Source organism: Providencia sp. PROV073 (assembly GCF_033688125.1).
Classification (GTDB): Bacteria; Pseudomonadota; Gammaproteobacteria; order Enterobacterales; family Enterobacteriaceae; genus Providencia; species Providencia hangzhouensis.
This window is the reverse complement of record NZ_CP096353.1, coordinates 4,015,089-4,032,371: the sequence shown is the minus strand read 5'-3', so window position 1 is coordinate 4,032,371 and position 17,283 is coordinate 4,015,089. Positions and strand designations below refer to the sequence as shown.

The following is a 17,283-nucleotide window of genomic DNA, read 5'->3' as shown; positions in this document are numbered from 1 at the left end:
CAAGTTGTCGTCTTTTTTACAATTTGGCAACGTTAATGGTTACGCTGCGCACTTTTCAGGGGGCAAGTACACTTCATCGATATAACTCCAGTCTCTTGTCTGCCGACTCCATCTGTCTGGATGGTTCAATTGAGCGCGACGATAGACTTGCATACGCTGTCGGAGAATTTCATTATCCTTGCCGCAGTGTCTCTGTTGAGGTGTCACATACTTTATGCCACTGTGTTTATGCTCATTGTTATACCAGTCAACAAAATTACCCACCCAACATCAAGCATCTTCAATTGAAGAGAACCCATCCATTGGCCATGAAGGACAGTACTTTATTGTTTTGAATAATGACTCTGAGTATGGGTTGTCACTGCTTACTCTAGGCTTGGAGTAAGAGCTTACTACCCCAAGGTCATGCATCTTTGCAAGCATAGTGTAACTTCTCATTGAGGCGCCATTGTCAGAGTGCAAAGTAATGTCGCCCTGCACACACTTTTCCCGCCATGCTGTTCTTTGGAGTAACTCTGTTGCATATTCGCCTAGCTCATGATCATACACTTCCGCACCCACTACTTTTCTACTGAAGATATCCATTATAAAATAGAGGTAATAGTGCTTTCCTCTTGTTTTAGATGGCAGATAACTGATATCCCAGCACCATACTTGGTTCGGTTTGCAGGCTTTTTGAACCTTTGGTCGAGAAGATCTTGTGCCAGCTTTGATACGCGTCCGCTTGCCTAGCTGGTTGTTTGCTTTTAGTACCCGATAAAATGTGGACTCTGAGGCAATGTAAATGCCTTCGTCAGCCAACATTGGAACGATGATATTCGGCGGTAAATCTGCATACTTTGTTGTATTGCAGGTATCTAATATCTGCTGTCTTTCTGCTTCTGAGAGCTTATTATGAGGCTCATGTTGCCGAGGTTGTTGACGCATATCACTTGTGACTTCACCAGAGTTCTGAGTCCAACGCTGAAACGTTCGTATGGATAACCCAACAGTGGCACAAGCCTTTATCTTTGTTGCCCCTTTGCGCACAGCTTCATTAACAAGTGTAACTAGTTTAAGCCGCCTGGAATAGGGATCAGTCTTCCTCGCTGGTTTCCCTGAGGGCATTGAACTTTTCCCGCAAAACCAGTAGTGCAGCGGTTTCAGCGAGTGCTTTCTCTTTACGTGCTAACTCTTTCTCAAGTGCTTTTATCTTTCTGCCTTCTTCATGTAGTAGCTTATTTTCTTTGTGTGATACTGAAGTCGATATTGCACTCTGAGCCTTGATAGATAGTGCTCGCCAAGCTTTAACGTTATCGACAAATACCCCTTTAGACCTACAGTATTCAGCTAACTCGCGCTCAGACATTGTTGCAGTTTCAATCACGATGAAAAATCTCTGCTCCGCTGAAAAATCAGCAGTAGCATTTTCTAACGGCAATTCTGTAGGCAATAGACCGCTTTCAACAAGTTCATTTCTCCACTTAGACCACGGAAGGACTCACATCTAATTCTTTAGCAATTCTTCGGTGAGCCCCATTATACGGTAGTAACAACCAAGTTTGACCTTTCGTTTTCACATCAATTGGAACTGGATTAGCTAGCATAGTTATCTCCTTAAAAATCTAGATGACAACGATGCTAACACGGGGGTTACTCACCGATCTCCAGACTTTCATATCTACTAGATCCACTCATTTCGTTTCAAATTAATATATATTTGGGTCAAAAATAACGGTCACTGTTCCTCGGTAAGTATCCGGTCTTGTCAAGAGCATAGTATCAACATCATGCTGAGTGACCAAAAAATCGATGCTTCCCTTACGATTACTTCCAATATCTCGTGTTGAAAACGTATTATTTACTATATCCTTATGGATTGGCATTAGCGCACGTGTAACCGTGCTATTGGTTTTTTCTGATTAATAATATTATTTGGTAAGCTCAAATACGCTTTTACAGGAACCAGTTGTCCATTATTGTCACTTTTTATAGCACAATGTTCACCTTGAATATATTCACATTGCAAATAAGCTGTAAATGAGCCCGTTGAAGAAATTAAAAAGTCACTTCGAGCAGTAAGCTGAGGAGTGATTTTTGTTATCATCCAACGTTCCCAGTTTCGTTTTCCCTGTTCTTCCGTACAAACTTTACCTACATTACAAGGTTGCAATGATAACGCACGACCTTCTGGCGTTGTAGTGACGATTAAATCATGATTAACGGAAAGAGTGAGATTGATATCAACAACGCTGTCACTGGCTTGGTAGTTATCACCAAAATCAAAATCGCCTCCTGGTCCTACGGTAAATGATAATTTCCCCGAATAGCGACCTGAAGGAATGCTTGCAAAACTGTCTTTAGCAGTTAATGAGTAACCAATGCTCATGTCATAAAATTCGGATGGTTCGGTTCTGTCTATTCTGCTTATTTTATAACAGGGACTAGTGTTATCTGATGTTTTCCAGAGAAATTGAAGCCATACGTCAGACGCACTCCATGAAGTAGCATAAAAAGAACATCCTCCTCCCCGAGGTGCGCTAAAATCTTTGCCACCTTCATCCCAATCATATTGGTTAGTATTTTTTTTGAGTCTTGAAGAATAGCTGGTTACCCTAAATATAACGTCAAATGCTTCTCCAGTATCCTGATTCCTTACTGTGAGTATTCTGGGAGTTTTAGGAAAGTTAAAGTAAGCTCCTTTACGAGGTTCATTATAAGCAACGATAGGGTAGGAAATTGTTGTTGTTAACGGCAAATTAACACTTGCCTCATCAACATCGCAATATTTTGTATGTATACTACAATATCCGCTTATTGGGGTTGTATTTTTAAACTTGCCGCTACCATTCACGTTATACTCTGCAGTTAAATCAATCGTTACACTGTGGGCAAATGCGCTGAGTGCCAACATGACGATACCAAGAATGTAATGAAAATAACGCATTATAACCCCTCCATTGATGAACAACGAATAACAGGAAAAAACTGTACGGCTTTTTCCGATGACAGGGCGTCCGGTAACTGGCACGATAAGGCGGGTAATTGACCATCGGCTAAGACAGTGAGTTTTTGGTTATTGATGCCCGTATCTAATGTTAAAACGCCCTCAGCATTAATCACGCCGCTACTAATATCACTAATCACCTGACGATGTCTTAACATTTGACCTCGGTTGTCTTGCAGCATCCCCACAAGCACTGTTGTTTTGATGGCCTTTAATTTTAAATATTTCACACTACCTCGATTCATTTGCATTGATTCATATTCAGGAAAAACTTTTCCATTATGTTCACCCATGCTGTAAAACTGGATGGACTCATTTTTCCAGACATCCGCAGGAATAACATTTCGGCCCTGAAATAACTTTGTTTCGCTAACACTGTCTGAAGCGACAATTTGCATATCGGGGTCATCTGATTCTAAATCTACGATAAATGCCGAATCCATGCCTAAACCACGTTCGCCACTACTCGCCGCAAGTCTTCCTTCACCCAACAAAAGTGTCTGACTTAAGTTAATGCCCGCTGTGGTGCTTTTGTCTTGTACATAATGCTGGACATAAGCATCCCCACTGAGCGCTCGACTTTCCAAGGCGCCATTACCGTTAATGAGTGTGCTTCCACCACTTTGCGATATTCCAGCGCCTAGCCAACGTAGTGCCCCTTCATCCTTGGGTTGCCATTGATAATTTAAACTCGAATAGCTGTTACTGTCGTTGATACCCGCATCAACTGATAACGTATGCTGTGCAGTCGGCATTAATGACATGCTTACTCCGAACATCACACCTTGCTCCCGATTCTTTTGATTAAATCCAGGTCGGTCATACGCACTTACTCGAAAATTAACATCGCGATTAGCCAAAATGGCTTTTGTTGTCAATGCTGCATCAATCCCAAACCCTTCTCTTGATGGATTTTTCATGTATTGACCATTCAATGTCAGTGAACTCGCCCACGGTAATTGGGTGAACATTGACGCCCCCCACGCGTTCCCAACTTGCTTAGACGAGTCTGTCGAGCGATAACTATCCTGGGAAGTTCGACGCCAAAAGACATTCAACGAGTTTCCCGGTGAAAGCGTCCGATAATAACGTAAATCTGCGCTCGAATTTTTTCGTGAATCGTCATCCGTCAAGGTATATTGGGCAAAAAGACTATCATTGGAAGACAGTGTTACCGTTGATCTTGCGCTGAGCTGATATTTTTCTGCGGTCATTAAAAAACTGCTTCCCAAGATAACACGGGGGGTCAATAAGTAATCGACGGCACCGCCGCCGATGAACGCGTTATTATTCTCGGTGGTGTTCTTACGGCTAATCACTAAATCTCTTTTTTGCCCACCCCAGAAATTTAAGCGCCATTTTTGATTGGGATTTTGCCATCCTAATGGCTTGTATACTTGAGCTATTTGAGTATCCACAATCTTACCGTTCTCTAGGGTATTAATCGTGATGTTATAAATGCCGCTGGGTAAACGCCGAGTGTCAATAGCTTGTATTCCTGGTTGCAGTTGTTGCGAGTAGATGAGGCGATTATCCAGCCAAACTTCTGCCGTTGCTTGATTGGCAGCGGTGACATAGATAGGGTAAGCACTGACACTTTCGTTATTTATCAATAATGCATTTGAGGTTCCCCACATGGCTCCAGCAACAGAGCCTGTACTAAATCCATTGGTTTCAACATTTCCCTTATCACTGTCCGGGGAAAAAAAACCTAAGCGAATAAAGTTACCTGCTAATTCCTTTTGTGTGTATAGTGCATAAATATTGGTTTCTTGTGTTTGATTGGCTTGGCTAGAGCCGTAGGTCTGCAGCGATATTTTTTGTGTCCATCCTAAAAGCGAGGACACGATAGATGAGGTAAAGTTCCATGTCTTCGCTGAAGCTACCGAAACGGCAGATAAATTATTGTGCATAATGACACCATTTGGCAGAGTGCTAGGCAAATGGATATAGTCATTGTTTACTTGCTCAGTTTCGTAGTGTGATGTAAATAATTTTAACGAGGAGTTATCCAGTCGATATTCAGCAGAGATTAGTCCTGCAGGGCAGGAGGAGTGACATGCACCTAATGAGATCCCTTTTTGTAAAATATTAGCCCACTCATTTTTAACTTGAGGTTTAATATCTGGTTCTTCATCTAAAATTCGTAGGAGATTAATTTGTCCATTTTCATGAAGCGAAAAGACAGCATCAAAAAGCGGAGAATCATTAAGATACACTTGAGAAACAATTTCTGAATTATAAAAATACTGCTTAAATTCATCAGGAACTTTTATCGTATTGCCTGCTGATAATAAATTTGCCCCCAAAGCTATTCCAGGTGCTAGAATTAAAGTAAATAATACTTTCATATTCATTCTTAGCCAAATCACAAAATACAAACACTATAAAAAATAGTTAGTCACTCGATAAATGCACAAACACAATTGAAATAACGAACGACTAGACTAAGCAATAAGGATGAAGGCCTCAAAGGCCTTCATCACTTGAGTAACTTATTTGTCTCCAGCTGGAGGCGCGACAAGCGCTGGTTCAAAAACCATTGCCACTTGGCCAGTAAAAGAGCCTGTCACAGTTAGAGGTGTGTCTGTTTTTTGTGTAATGCGAAGATTAGCACGACCGCCTGCGTTGGCATCTGCGGCATCAACTACGGTATTAGCCGTATTGCTGAGTGATACACCGTTAAAGATAACAGTTAACGGAATGGTATCTTTTCCATTTGATAAGATAGCTGTACCAGTTGAGTCGGTATTCGTTAAGGTTGCTTGAATACCACCGGATGTATTTTTATATTGAAATTGCTTGGAGAAATCTTGTAACTTCTTAGTTCCTAAATCATAAACCATTTCTTGCGTTTGATTAACCCAGCCGCCCTCAACAGGAATAACTTGAAAATCATCTGTTGGGATGGTGGCCGTTAAGTCGATAGCGTAGCGTTGTTCATCCGCAGCGTGAACAGTCATTGACCCTAAAGCCGCGCAAGACATTAAAATCGCGGATAATGATTTTTTTAACATGTGAATACCTCATTTATGATGATTAAAAAAAAGAAGGAAAACGCTGTTTTCCTATTTATTTATTTATTTTCTATAACTAGAAAACAAAATTAAAATTGAAAACAAAATTAAAATTAAAATTAAAATTAATTATTTATCTAGATTGATGTTAATGTTAATAATTAAATGATTTTGATTTATCACCTTCAATTAATGTGAAGGTGATTTTGTTATTCTGTTTTTTTTGTAAAATAAACTCCCTCCCAGGCAATATAATTTCTCGGGATTTGTTCTCGCAATGTGATTTTACGTTTTCACAATAACGGATATTATCTAATATAATGGTAGCATTTCCTTTATTTACTATTGCTATTTGTTTGTTCCTATCGTCAATAACGGTATTAAATAAAGGTTTTTCAGGTTGCATCACAACAACACTACCATACCCAGTCAATACATTAATTCCGGCCTCCAGTGCGTTTTTCTTGTATTGAGTTATTTCATCCTTGCTCATACCAAAACCATCATTTTCTTCTGGGAGTACAGGGGTAAAACGGATCCTAAAATAACGTTCTTTATCTCGCGCTCCTGACCACAATATACGTACAGTCTGAAAGCCCGATGGAGGAATGATTAATCTTAGTGGTGAGACAATGAGTCGTTCTTGTGTTAATGAGCCTGCGTCAACTTCTTTTTGTGTTGATTCGCGTTGATTCATTTTCGGTGTAACATCAATCTCCAATACCTCAACACGGACAAATGCGGTAGATGTTCCTGTATTATATACGCGTTTGGTCAGGCTTTGTGTTTCCGGCGTAAAAACATCATACATACTACCAATACCAATGGAAGGTGAGGCACATACTGTTATTGTTATACTCATTAATAACAATGTTAAAATAAAGTGAATTCGTTTAAGCATACATATTCCAATTTTTTATATAATAAAAAATAAAACTTTAATTAAAAATCAACACAAATACCCAATCTAATTCATCTTAAAACTTAAAATAATCCCAGAAAACAGATTAATGGAAAATGTAGGCTATTTTCTTTTGCGTTAATGCAGTACTGAATTAACGCAAACGTTGATATTCAATTAAAACTTCACAGGGCTCTTCATAAAATACCTCGACAATTAAATCAAGTAACGTTTTATCAATCTCATTTAATAATTGCAGAATGATTTCGATTGAAAATGTTGCTTGCCCTCGTTCTAGTCGAGAGATGTGTTGTTGGGAGATATTTAATTTTTGTCCTAATATTTTCCCCGACATACCTAGTAATCTTCTGTTTTTTCGAAAAAATGCACCTATGCGAACACTTGCACTTGATATATTGTATCTCATTAACGCGAACCACTCGTTTTACCAAATTAAAATATGGTTAATATCAAAACTATTGGTGCTAAAGACTAAGGTAAATTAAGAGGAGAGGGAAATAGTTTAAGACGATCAATTTTGTTGTTTATGATAGTTCATGACTATTGGTTTGATTTGTATTGATCGTTATCGTCAATGCTTTTTGATTTTATGTGTATTACTTTATGATTTTAAATAGATTTTTCATAAGATGTTAAGTTTCTTGGGAAATGATAACGTGAGTTACCAGATTGCGATTGAAATATTAACACGCATTCTGAAACTAAATTTGACATATTACGCATTACTGTTGTTTTTGTCGTTCGATATTAGGGTAAAAATTGGTGATTGAGTATGCGTGATGAATATTGATTATTCTGCGCAACTAAATCAGGACACTTTAATAATGGAATATAATCCAATTATTGAGGTGTTAAATGAAAAAACGAAAAAATAGGTTTTATACCGCTGAATTTAAGCAAGAGGCGATCGCATTAGTCACCGAGCAAGGTTATAGCATACCAAAAGCGGCAGCTTCTTTAGGGAGCACCGATAAATGACTTTATAACTGGAAAGCAAAATTTGACGCTGAGCGATCTGGTAGTAGTTTGAATTCCGATGAGAGAGCTGAGCTATTAAGAACCTATCCCAATAGGTTTTTATTCCAGACAATGACAGCACAGGCAAAATGCAGCATCGCCTCATAATTCTCGACTTTCTTCTCCCAACGAGTCAGGACACGACGGTAGCGATTCATCCAACTGTGTGTTCTCTCTACAACCCAGCGGTGAGCCTTAAAATCCGTGTTTTTGATGGCTTCTGACTCATCCTTCCGTGACTGGATATGAGGTTCATAGCGACGACTTTTCAGATACGATCCCAACCATTCCGCTTCATACCCTTTGTCCATGCACAACCGGAGCCTCTTGCATGGTCTGCCCGTCTGGAGGGCATCGAGCGTATCCGCAACCAGCTTTATGTCGTGCGTATTTGCTCCGGCTACAACCAGTGCAAGCGGAAGCCCGTTCGCGTCAGTCATCAGACTGCGCTTTACGCCCTGTTTCCCACGGTCTGTAGGGTTCCGGCCTGTTTTTTTGAGCCTGCCAGGGGGGATTTGGTCATACAACCATCAATCGACAGCCACGACCAGTCAATAGCGTCCAGCTGTTCGCAGGCAAGCAACCCGTTTTGCCAGAAGCGTTCAAATACGCCAGCATCCCGCCACTCCTGAAATCGGCGGTGAGCAGAGCTTGACGAGCATATACCGGTGGCATTCAGCGCATTCCACTGGCAACCCGTCCTGAGTACGAAGAAGATGGCGTTCATTACAGCGCGATTATCAACCCGCTTGCGGTGCGTACCCAGAGGATGGTGAGTTTTATGCTCCGGAATCAGTGGAGCCATTTTCTCCCAGAGTCCATCACTGATCTGCCACTTGTTGCCCGCCACGCTTCGCCCTCAGAAATTATCATTATGTATTATCTGACAATTCCTTTTGGGATAGGTTCTAAGCAGAGATTGGTTAGACTATGAGGGCATACGTATTATATTAAAGGACTATTACCAGCTTTTTTGGTGTACGGAATGACTGAAGATTATGGGAGGAGACATTCCTCCGTTTTTACTCCAAAAACTAGCAAAATCTAATTCGTCTAAATTCTTTTCACCTAAGATTTATTCTTCTTCACCCTCTGTAATTAAGCCACTTTGTTTGAGCTGAATAGAAAGTTCTGCAAGAGGCTGCCTTAAAGCAAGTTCTAATTTGGACATATTTTCAATCATCCAATTTATGATTGTTGGCCATTGTTCTTTATCCATGCCATCAAAAGATTGAAGGAAAACTATTTGGCAACTTTTTCGTTCTGGTAATGGTCTCCATTCTAATGTATGACCAAAGGTATGCTCAATTTGTGATTTTTGTTCGAGTAAATGTTCAAACAGCCATGTGTTTTCTTGGGCATCAGCTCGGGAAAGATTGAGTTGTACTCGGGCATCTTTTTGCGAAAAAATCAGCTCATATGGTACCCCACTGAGACCAGAACCCGCAGCTAACCAATGATCTGTTGATGGTGAACGATTATTAAAAAGATCGCAGCGACTGCGACGAAACTCTTCTAGTGCTTGTGTCCAAAACTCACGTCGTAAATAGTGGCGCTGCTGAAGGTCATTACCTGATGATTGTTCTTCTGCTTCTTTTTGTGCCATGCCGATCATGAACGATTCGGCTTCAGGCGTTGGGATAACTTGTCGAATATCGATAAACACGTCGTTACCAAAGCAATAAGGAGTGACTTTAAAACATTGGATACGAATATTAAACTGCATCAGCCATAATGCTGTATTGGTCACTTCTTTGCGAAAATGAGCAGCTACCATGATGACGCGTTGTGTACCTTTGCGGTTAAGTACAACTTCACGGCCAATAAATTCAATAATGATTTCAGATGCTGAGCGCGTTTCATTTGGTTCATACTGGTTGAGATAGCGCTGAAATATGTCAATGATACTTTCTTGACGTAAATTAGCACAATACCCCGCATATTTTAGTGATTGCCAAACCACATCACGGCCTGAATCATCAAGTTTATTTTCAATAATCACCAAATTACCATCTTTATCTAATGCAAGTAGATCTAGACGCTCTTTAGTTTCATCAAATCCAGCAAATTCTTTTTGTATAATTAACAGTTCATCGTTAACTTCTTCTTTTTTAGTTAATGCTTGCGGATTTTTAGCTAACCATTCTTGTAGATGTTCACGTTCACGGAAACCTAAGCTACTGAAAGACACTTCTTGTAAAGAGTGTAAGGTATTTTCCTGTTTATCGACTTTATACATGAATTGCCTCTTTTAGTTCTTTTAAGTCTTAGGTAATGTAATTTCGCTTGAGAGTAGTTGACGGCTAGAATGTCTGAAAGTCTAGTTAAAACGCCTATCAAGTACTAGTATTTTATATATCCCGCAAAAGCAACATCGGAAATGACTATTTCGCATCCCAGTTTGTAAAATAACGTTTTAGTTTTTCGACTGTGTGACGCCATTTTGGTGTTGTGGGTTTACAGACAGTATTCTGATTGCCGAAAAATCCGACTTAATTAACTGCCTCTTGTTCATCACGGGTTTCTAGCCACTTTACAGGAACAAAATACTCAGATTTATCAGGGTTATTTGCATTTTGTTGATAAAGTTCACTGTATTTGAGTATATCCATTGCCAGTTTTTCACCATCATCAGTGTTGATGGTAAAGCTGCTAGCAGGTTCAACGGTGCTTTGTACAATGCCGACACCAACATAACCTGTCGCTGGAATTTTTACCCATACACGATCACCTGGTTGAAGTTGTTTTAATGTCTGACTATACCAGCTTCCACCACCTGCGCTGATAAATCCGTAACGGCGTGCCTCTTCCCAAATTCGGCCTCCAAAAGAGACATAAAACTCACCGTTCCAAGGTTCCTTGGTATTCGCATTTGACCCAGTGGTTGCGAGTGCCGCATTGGTTTGTGTTTCGCTTGGGTCAATAAGCCAAACACGACTTAGAAATTGTTCATCGCCGTGTTGGAATACTTTAAAAAATAGAACGTTGATCGAAATACCATTTTTGCTTAGATAGTCCACGATACGTTCAGTAGACGGGTCGAGTTCTGCTGCGACGATAATAATTTGATGGGACTGGTTAAGTGATTCTTCTTCTAGTTCAACATTGAAACGTTGTTTGAATGCATCACCCAGGTTTCCTCCATTAGAGAATTTTTCGTAAATCTGCGACAGACGATCAGCACTGAGGTCATCAACCCAAGATGCATAATCCAGTGCTTGTGCGACTACCTCACGCGGTGTATGGTCACGTTTAAGCTCAATTAGGATCAGAGATGCATCTGGAGCAATTGCCAGTAGGTCGATGCGACCGTTGTCGAGAGTATTTTCCTGATGTCCAATAATTATCCATTGGTCAGAGAGAATAGCTGGATCGTTTAAAATCATTTTTTCCAGCAGTTGTTCGCTGGCAAGTTTGCTAGTTGTTAGCGGCTGGGGATTATCACCTACACGCCAGATAGCATGATTAATTGACATCATCTGTTCCTTAGTTTAATGCTGCATCAGCGAGCGTATCCGTTAGGTGGAGCTGGGTTTGTTGGATAGATTGCAGGCGGAGTTTTAAGGTGTCGCAAAGAGTAAATAATTTTTTAACTCTATCAATAATAGAACCCTGCTCGTTATATGGAGGTAAAGGAAAAAAAAGAGAATTGATATGTGTCTGATTAACTGTTTTTTGACCGGCCGTTGTAATAAACAAATTATTAATTTTGCTTCGTACTAATGATGAAGATGCAATCAAAGTTAAGTAACGTTCATCTATAACTCCCTTATGTGGAAATCGCAATCTAATAAAATGATCGCAGTAGCATACATGTTGATCGCCACTATATAAAATGAATCTACCAACAATATCAGCACTACCATTAACACGAACTATCAATATATCCTTTTTATCAAGATAATATTTCTTAGATTCAGAATCAGTCACTGTTAACGTTCTAGTATCAGCAAAGGATACTTGCCAATTTTTTATATCTGCTAGGCGGATAACTATACAATTTTTACCTGATGAATTACCTCTGCTAGACAATCCATTTTGAAATTCAGGTTGTAGGTTTTGCATCGTTGTCCACTCCCACCCTTGCGGTAACTCAAACGGTTTTTCTTCATCACTAATCGGCGGCAATGGTTTTTGTTTTTTAATTTTACCGTTTTTCACCATCTGTACTTTTTCTTGTTCAATACGTTTTAGCTGTTCAGAAGCTGGTTCATCGTTAGGATCTTGTGGAACCAGTTTACCCATGACGGCTAATTGCAAAATGGTTTGCTTTAACGTATTGATGCTCGCCTCGGTAGTAAATAGTGTGTCGAAATGCTGGCTAATTCGCGACCAATTTTCAGAGAGTTCTTTTGCGTTTTGGCTATCCGTAAGTGTTGCTAATAGGGTTTCAACTAGTTGTTGATGTGCATCAAGGCTGGTTAGCGATTGTTGTTCTAGTTGATCGCAGAGGGACATTAGTTCGTCAACTTTATTCACAATCCTTACTTGTTCTGCAATTGCTGTTAATTCAACAACTGCATTGATGGCTTTATCGGTTCCTAACCTTGGTAAGTTCATTCCATGAGTTGATTCATTTGCGTAAGCAATAAACCTTGGAGATTTAAGTAAAAGGCGAAGGTAACTAGGGAGAATATTGCCGTAGACTTTTATAGGAATAATTTCGGTTGTACATACACCACTATCATCAGCAATCAAAACTTTATCCAGATACGGTCGTAACTTCCCGTAGAGGACATCATTTTTATTAAATTTATTCTTTGAACTTTTAAATGGACGCTCAGAGAATTTAACTCGGTTTAAGAGTTTGGATGTACTCTTTTCAATATCTTCAAGTTCAACTATCCACGTATCTGCATCCGCATCTGTTGGTTCTGCCTTATCACACTCGCCATAGTTAGTAATAAAACCTAACCTCACCCACTCCCACCCAGTCGGCAACTCAAACGGCTTCTCATCGTCACTAATTTCAGGAAGTGGCTTTTGTTTTTTTATTTTTCCCTGCTTCATGAGCTCCATTTTTTCAGCCGCAATGCGCTTTAACAGCTCTGAGGCAGGTTCATCATTTGGGTCTTGCGGTACTAATTTGCCACGAACTGCCAGCTCTAAGATCAGTTCGCGCAGTTTCTTAATACCATAAAGATCAATTTTACCGTTGCTGCCACGCCCTGCGGTGGAGCGAGTTTGTAGTGCAGAAGACCAAATATCGATATGGTCGCTAATTAGTTTCTCAACGGTCATCAGTTTGTTTCCTTATTGCCAGCTAATGCCGCACCAAGGATATCGCGTAACTGATGACGCAGTTTACTGATTTCAGCTTGTTGTGTTTGGTACTGCGCCAGTAATTCGTCGGGATCGTGGCTGATCGCTTCACCTTGATATGGGTTTTTGATATCGAGGTTAAAGTTACGGGCAATGATTTCATCAATGCTGACTTTCCACGCTTGATTGTTCTCTTCACGGCTGGCAAAATTGTCAGCTTCATTGCCCCACCAATCGATTTCTTTTTGGAATTCTTCAAATTTCATCGGTTTGGTTTTGCTGTAGTTTTTAACTCCCTCTGGATAGGGGTGTTCGTAGAACCAAACTTCTTTGGTTGGTTGGCCTTTGATGAAGAAGAGGATATTGGTTTTGATTCCGGTATATGGATTAAATACGCCATTTGGCAAACGTATAATGGTGTGTAGATTGCACTCTTCGGTTAGCAATTTTTTGATTTTGGTTTTGACGCCTTCACCAAACAATGTGCCATCCGGCAGAACCACAGCTGCTCGGCCTTTATCCGCAAGCACTTCAATGATCAATTGCAAGAACAGGTCGGCGGTTTCGCGAGTTTGCATTTCCGCTGGGAAATTTTTCTCGATACCATCTTCTTCAGTGCCGCCAAACGGTGGATTGGTAATAATGACATCGAATTGTTCATCCCAAGCGGACAGTGGCTTGTTCAATGTATTGTCATGACGAATTTGTACCGGAACTTCAATACCATGCAATAGCATATTAGTGGTACACAGCAAATGTGGGAGTTGTTTTTTTTCAACGCCGTAGATTTGGTGTTGTAGCGTTTTATGATCTTCAGTGGTGTTCACGTAATGCTGTTTCACATGGTCGAACGCACAGGCAAGGAAACCGCCCGTACCACATGCTGGGTCCATAATCGATTCACCCAATTTGGGGTCAATACGGTTGACCATAAAGCGTGTAACGGCACGAGGGGTATAGAACTCACCTGCATTACCTGCACTTTGTAAGTCGCGTAGAATTTGTTCATAGATATCACCGAACAAGTGGCGTTCGGTGCTACTGCTGAAGTCGATTTCATTCAGCTTATTGATAACTTGGCGTAGGATCGTACCATTTTTCATGTAGTTATAGGCATCGCTAAACGCTTGTTTCACCACATAACCACGCGGGTTTTTATCAATAGGCGCTGCGAGATTTTTTAAAGCAGGGAATAAATCGTCATTGACGAATTCGAGCAGTTCATCCCCAGTAATTCCCTCGTTGTTTGCTGCCCAAGTACGCCACAAGTAACGCGCATTAATGGGGAGTTGGTAATCGCCTTGCTCAAGCTCAAGCTCTTCTTCCTGAGTATCAAATATTTTCAGAAATAATAGCCAGGACAGTTGCCCAAGGCGTTGAGCATCACCGTCTACACCTGCATCTTTGCGCATGATGTCTTGTAAGGATTTAATTACTGAGCTGATCGACATGTTTGTATTCCATTGGTAAAAATGAAGCCACCGAGAGTTGATGACTCACGGTGGTAAAATAATATGGGTTATTAGGCCTGGCGAGGTGGTAACTGATAAATTTGGTCTTCCAGCTCATTGACTGCCTGCTCGTAAGCTTGTTTATTACCAAAGCTACTTTTGATGATTTCTAGCGGACGGCCTAGGCTGTCGAACGGTTTCAGTTTTAGTACCTGAATGTCTTCAATTTCCTGCACTCCTTCATCTGCGTATTTATCCAGCAAGGTATTGAGTACATGCTGTGCAGGTTCTGAATATTTGGTGAAGTAGTTACGTTTACGCACGTTGTCAGCCCGTTCTTTACGCGTCAGGGGCGGTTGACCATAAACCACGTGGCAAAGGAGATCGAATGGGTCAAGATCTTTGCTCACTTCTTCTGCTAACACTTCCCAAAGCACGCCGAGCTGCTGGAGCTCATCAATAATAACCTGTTTACGTTCGGCAGAGTGCCATTTACGAATGAAGTTATCAAGAGAGGCAAAGTCTTTATCTTTGAGTAGTGTTTTACGGGTGTAGTCCCGAAAGGATTCGGTGACTAATTTGCCATCAGCATCGTAATATTGGACGCGTTTTGCTAGTATTTTTACGCTGACGCCGTTGACATGATATTTGCGAATTCTGTTTTCATCACACTCTTCAAAAACACCGCTGTCACTTTCTGATGTGGCGCCATAGCGAGCGGACGGTTCTTCTGCCCCCGTAAATGCATTGTTATCTAACGCTTCGTTTTCTGGAACCTCATCTTCTAATACATCATTGAAATCAGACTCGGGATCAGAAATATCTTTAGGTGTTGCGCGGATCACTTTTTCAGGCAAGCCATCAAAGCGCTCGTCAGCAAACAGTTCGGTAGCCTTTTTGAAATCGAGAATAGTGAACCAGAGTTTATCGAATTTCTCGTTAATACGCGTTCCACGCCCGATGATCTGCTTGAATTTGGTCATGGATTGAATATTTTGGTCTAGTATGACCAGTTTGCAGGTTTGAGCATCCACTCCGGTACTCATCAGTTCTGAGGTGGTCGCAATCACTGGGTAAGGCTTTTTCGGATTGATGAAATTATCGAGTTGTGACTTACCAATATCGTCATCGCCAGTGATTTTCATCACGTATTTTTCATTTTTTCGCACTTGCTCTGGATTTAGGTTTACCAATGCACGGCGCATACGTTCTGCGTGGTCAACATCGTTACAAAAAACGATGGTTTTATCCATTGGATTGGTGCGTTTTAGGTAATCAGTGATGGTTTGTGCCACCAGCTGAGTACGTTCATCAATCACCATAGTGCGGTCAAAGTCTTTTTGGTTATAAATTCGGTCATCAATTAGTTGGCCTTGTTTATCAACTTGGCCTTTTGTTGGGCGCCAACCTTGTAAGTCGACATCGATATCGACTCGAACGACTTTGTATGGTGCAAGGAAACCGTCTTCGATGCCTTCTTTAAGTGAATAAGTGTAAACGGGGTCGCCAAAGTAATCAGTGCTGGAAACGTCATCAGTTTCTTTTGTGTTGCAGTTAAGCCTATTTGGGTCGCACTGCTGAAGTATTCAAGAATTTCTCGCCATGCGCTGTTTTCTGATGCGCTACCACGGTGGCACTCGTCGATAACAATCAGATCAAAGAATTCGGGAGCTACCTGTTTAAAGGCTTTTTGGTGCTCTTCTGGACCAGTAATTGCTTGATAGAGTGCAAGTTGAATTTCATAGGCTGGGTCAATCGTTCTACCTGTCACTTTTGCCATTGCGCTACCAAAAGGTTGAAAGTCGTTATTTTTAGTTTGATCGACAAGGATATTGCGGTCTGCAAGAAACAGAATGCGTTTTTTATTTTTAGCTTTCCATAAACGCCAGATAATCTGAAATGCGGTATAAGTTTTGCCAGTACCCGTCGCCATCACGAGTAATACGCGTTTTTGTCCAGCAGAAACGGCTTCTACGGTTTTATTAATGGCTTGTAGTTGATAATAACGAGGGGACTTTCCACTACTATCATCGTAGTAATCTTGACTAATTATGGGTAGCTGCTCGGCAGTAAAACCTTTCCAAGTACAGTATTTAGTCCAAAGCTGTTCTGGTGTTGGAAAGTCGTCGAGGAAGATTTCGGATTCAAGTTGCACAGGATTGGTTTTGTCATGGAAGATAAAACCATCACCATTAGAAGCAAAAATAAAAGGGACGTCGAGTAGGCGTGCGTAATCTAGCCCTTGCTGCATTCCTTTTCCCATTTCGTGTTTATTCGCTTTAGCCTCTATGACGGCAAGTGGCAACCCCGGCTTATGGTAGAGCACTATGTCGGCTGATTTCACTGTCAATCGTGCTGCTAACTTACCGCGTACCACCACTTTGCCATCACGAAGTTTGACTTCTTGGCGGATCTGCGACATCGCATCCCAACCTGCATCCTTAACCGCAGGGAGGATATACTTAGTAATGATGTCCGTTTCAGTCAGATGAATTTTATTCACACCAGCCATAGCAGCTCTCTTAACGAAATTGGGATTAGTGCTTAATTATACACAGAATATAGGAGGGAGTTAGGTTATAAAGTGAATAGCATTATAATTATTAAAATCCATTAATATTTAAATCG

Annotated in this window: 10 protein-coding genes and 3 pseudogenes; 1 reads left to right on the top strand and 12 read right to left on the bottom strand. The window is 40.8% G+C overall.

Features of this window, described 5'->3' with window-relative positions; genetic code table 11:
* Positions 1–39 precede the first annotated feature (39 nt).
* The 6 genes and pseudogenes from M1F17_RS22585 to M1F17_RS18405 form a co-directional block, all read right to left on the bottom strand.
* Positions 40–1,535 (bottom strand): annotated as a pseudogene (locus M1F17_RS22585) (IS3 family transposase).
* 329 nt (positions 1,536–1,864) lie between these two features.
* Entirely contained in the window at positions 1,865–2,926 is a 1,062-nt protein-coding gene (locus tag M1F17_RS18425; RefSeq protein ID WP_318837107.1) for a hypothetical protein, read from the bottom strand.
* Positions 2,926–5,337 carry a TcfC E-set like domain-containing protein gene (locus tag M1F17_RS18420; protein ID WP_150375740.1) on the bottom strand — a complete coding sequence of 804 codons (2,412 nt, stop codon included), beginning with the start codon at positions 5,335–5,337 and terminating at the stop codon, positions 2,926–2,928. Before M1F17_RS18420 ends, M1F17_RS18425 begins: the two co-directional genes overlap by 1 nt.
* A 144-nt stretch (positions 5,338–5,481) precedes the next feature.
* On the bottom strand, positions 5,482–6,003 hold the full coding sequence (locus tag M1F17_RS18415; RefSeq protein ID WP_318837106.1) for a CS1 type fimbrial major subunit: 522 nt from the start codon (positions 6,001–6,003) through the stop codon (positions 5,482–5,484).
* A 154-nt stretch (positions 6,004–6,157) separates the two neighbouring features.
* Entirely contained in the window at positions 6,158–6,904 is a 747-nt protein-coding gene (locus M1F17_RS18410; RefSeq protein ID WP_150375742.1) for a hypothetical protein, read from the bottom strand.
* 154 nt (positions 6,905–7,058) lie between these two features.
* Positions 7,059–7,259, bottom strand: coding sequence for a helix-turn-helix domain-containing protein (locus tag M1F17_RS18405; RefSeq protein WP_230084737.1), 201 nt, complete (start codon positions 7,257–7,259; stop codon positions 7,059–7,061).
* A 521-nt stretch (positions 7,260–7,780) separates the two neighbouring features.
* Between M1F17_RS18405 and M1F17_RS18400 the strand changes: the two genes are divergently transcribed.
* Positions 7,781–7,903 (top strand): transposase, encoded by a 123-nt coding sequence (locus M1F17_RS18400; protein WP_150375746.1) that lies wholly within the window; start codon positions 7,781–7,783, stop codon positions 7,901–7,903.
* A gap of 83 nt (positions 7,904–7,986) precedes the next feature.
* Here the strand turns inward: M1F17_RS18400 and M1F17_RS18395 are convergent.
* The 6 genes and pseudogenes from M1F17_RS18395 to hsdR all read right to left on the bottom strand — a co-directional run bounded on the left by M1F17_RS18395 (position 7,987) and on the right by hsdR (position 17,167).
* Positions 7,987–8,792 (bottom strand): IS5 family transposase gene (locus M1F17_RS18395; RefSeq protein ID WP_272661231.1). Its coding sequence is split into 2 segments (ribosomal slippage): positions 7,987–8,439 and positions 8,442–8,792, totalling 804 coding nucleotides; the frame shifts between segments, so codons are not numbered across the junction.
* Between the two features lie 225 nt (positions 8,793–9,017).
* A complete protein-coding gene (locus M1F17_RS18390) occupies positions 9,018–10,181 on the bottom strand; it encodes a DUF4268 domain-containing protein (RefSeq protein WP_154639989.1) in 1,164 nt (387 codons plus the stop codon).
* A 145-nt stretch (positions 10,182–10,326) separates the two neighbouring features.
* Positions 10,327–11,418 (bottom strand): annotated as a pseudogene (locus tag M1F17_RS18385) (nuclease).
* Between the two features lie 10 nt (positions 11,419–11,428).
* On the bottom strand, positions 11,429–13,183 hold the full coding sequence (locus tag M1F17_RS18380; RefSeq protein ID WP_318837105.1) for a restriction endonuclease subunit S: 1,755 nt from the start codon (positions 13,181–13,183) through the stop codon (positions 11,429–11,431).
* The gene (locus tag M1F17_RS18375) at positions 13,183–14,655 is read right to left on the bottom strand and encodes an N-6 DNA methylase (protein WP_210855246.1); all 1,473 of its coding nucleotides are present in this window, start codon (positions 14,653–14,655) and stop codon (positions 13,183–13,185) included. Before M1F17_RS18375 ends, M1F17_RS18380 begins: the two co-directional genes overlap by 1 nt.
* Before the next feature lie 71 nt (positions 14,656–14,726).
* A pseudogene (hsdR, locus tag M1F17_RS18370) lies at positions 14,727–17,167 on the bottom strand (EcoAI/FtnUII family type I restriction enzme subunit R).
* Positions 17,168–17,283: the final 116 nt, after the last annotated feature.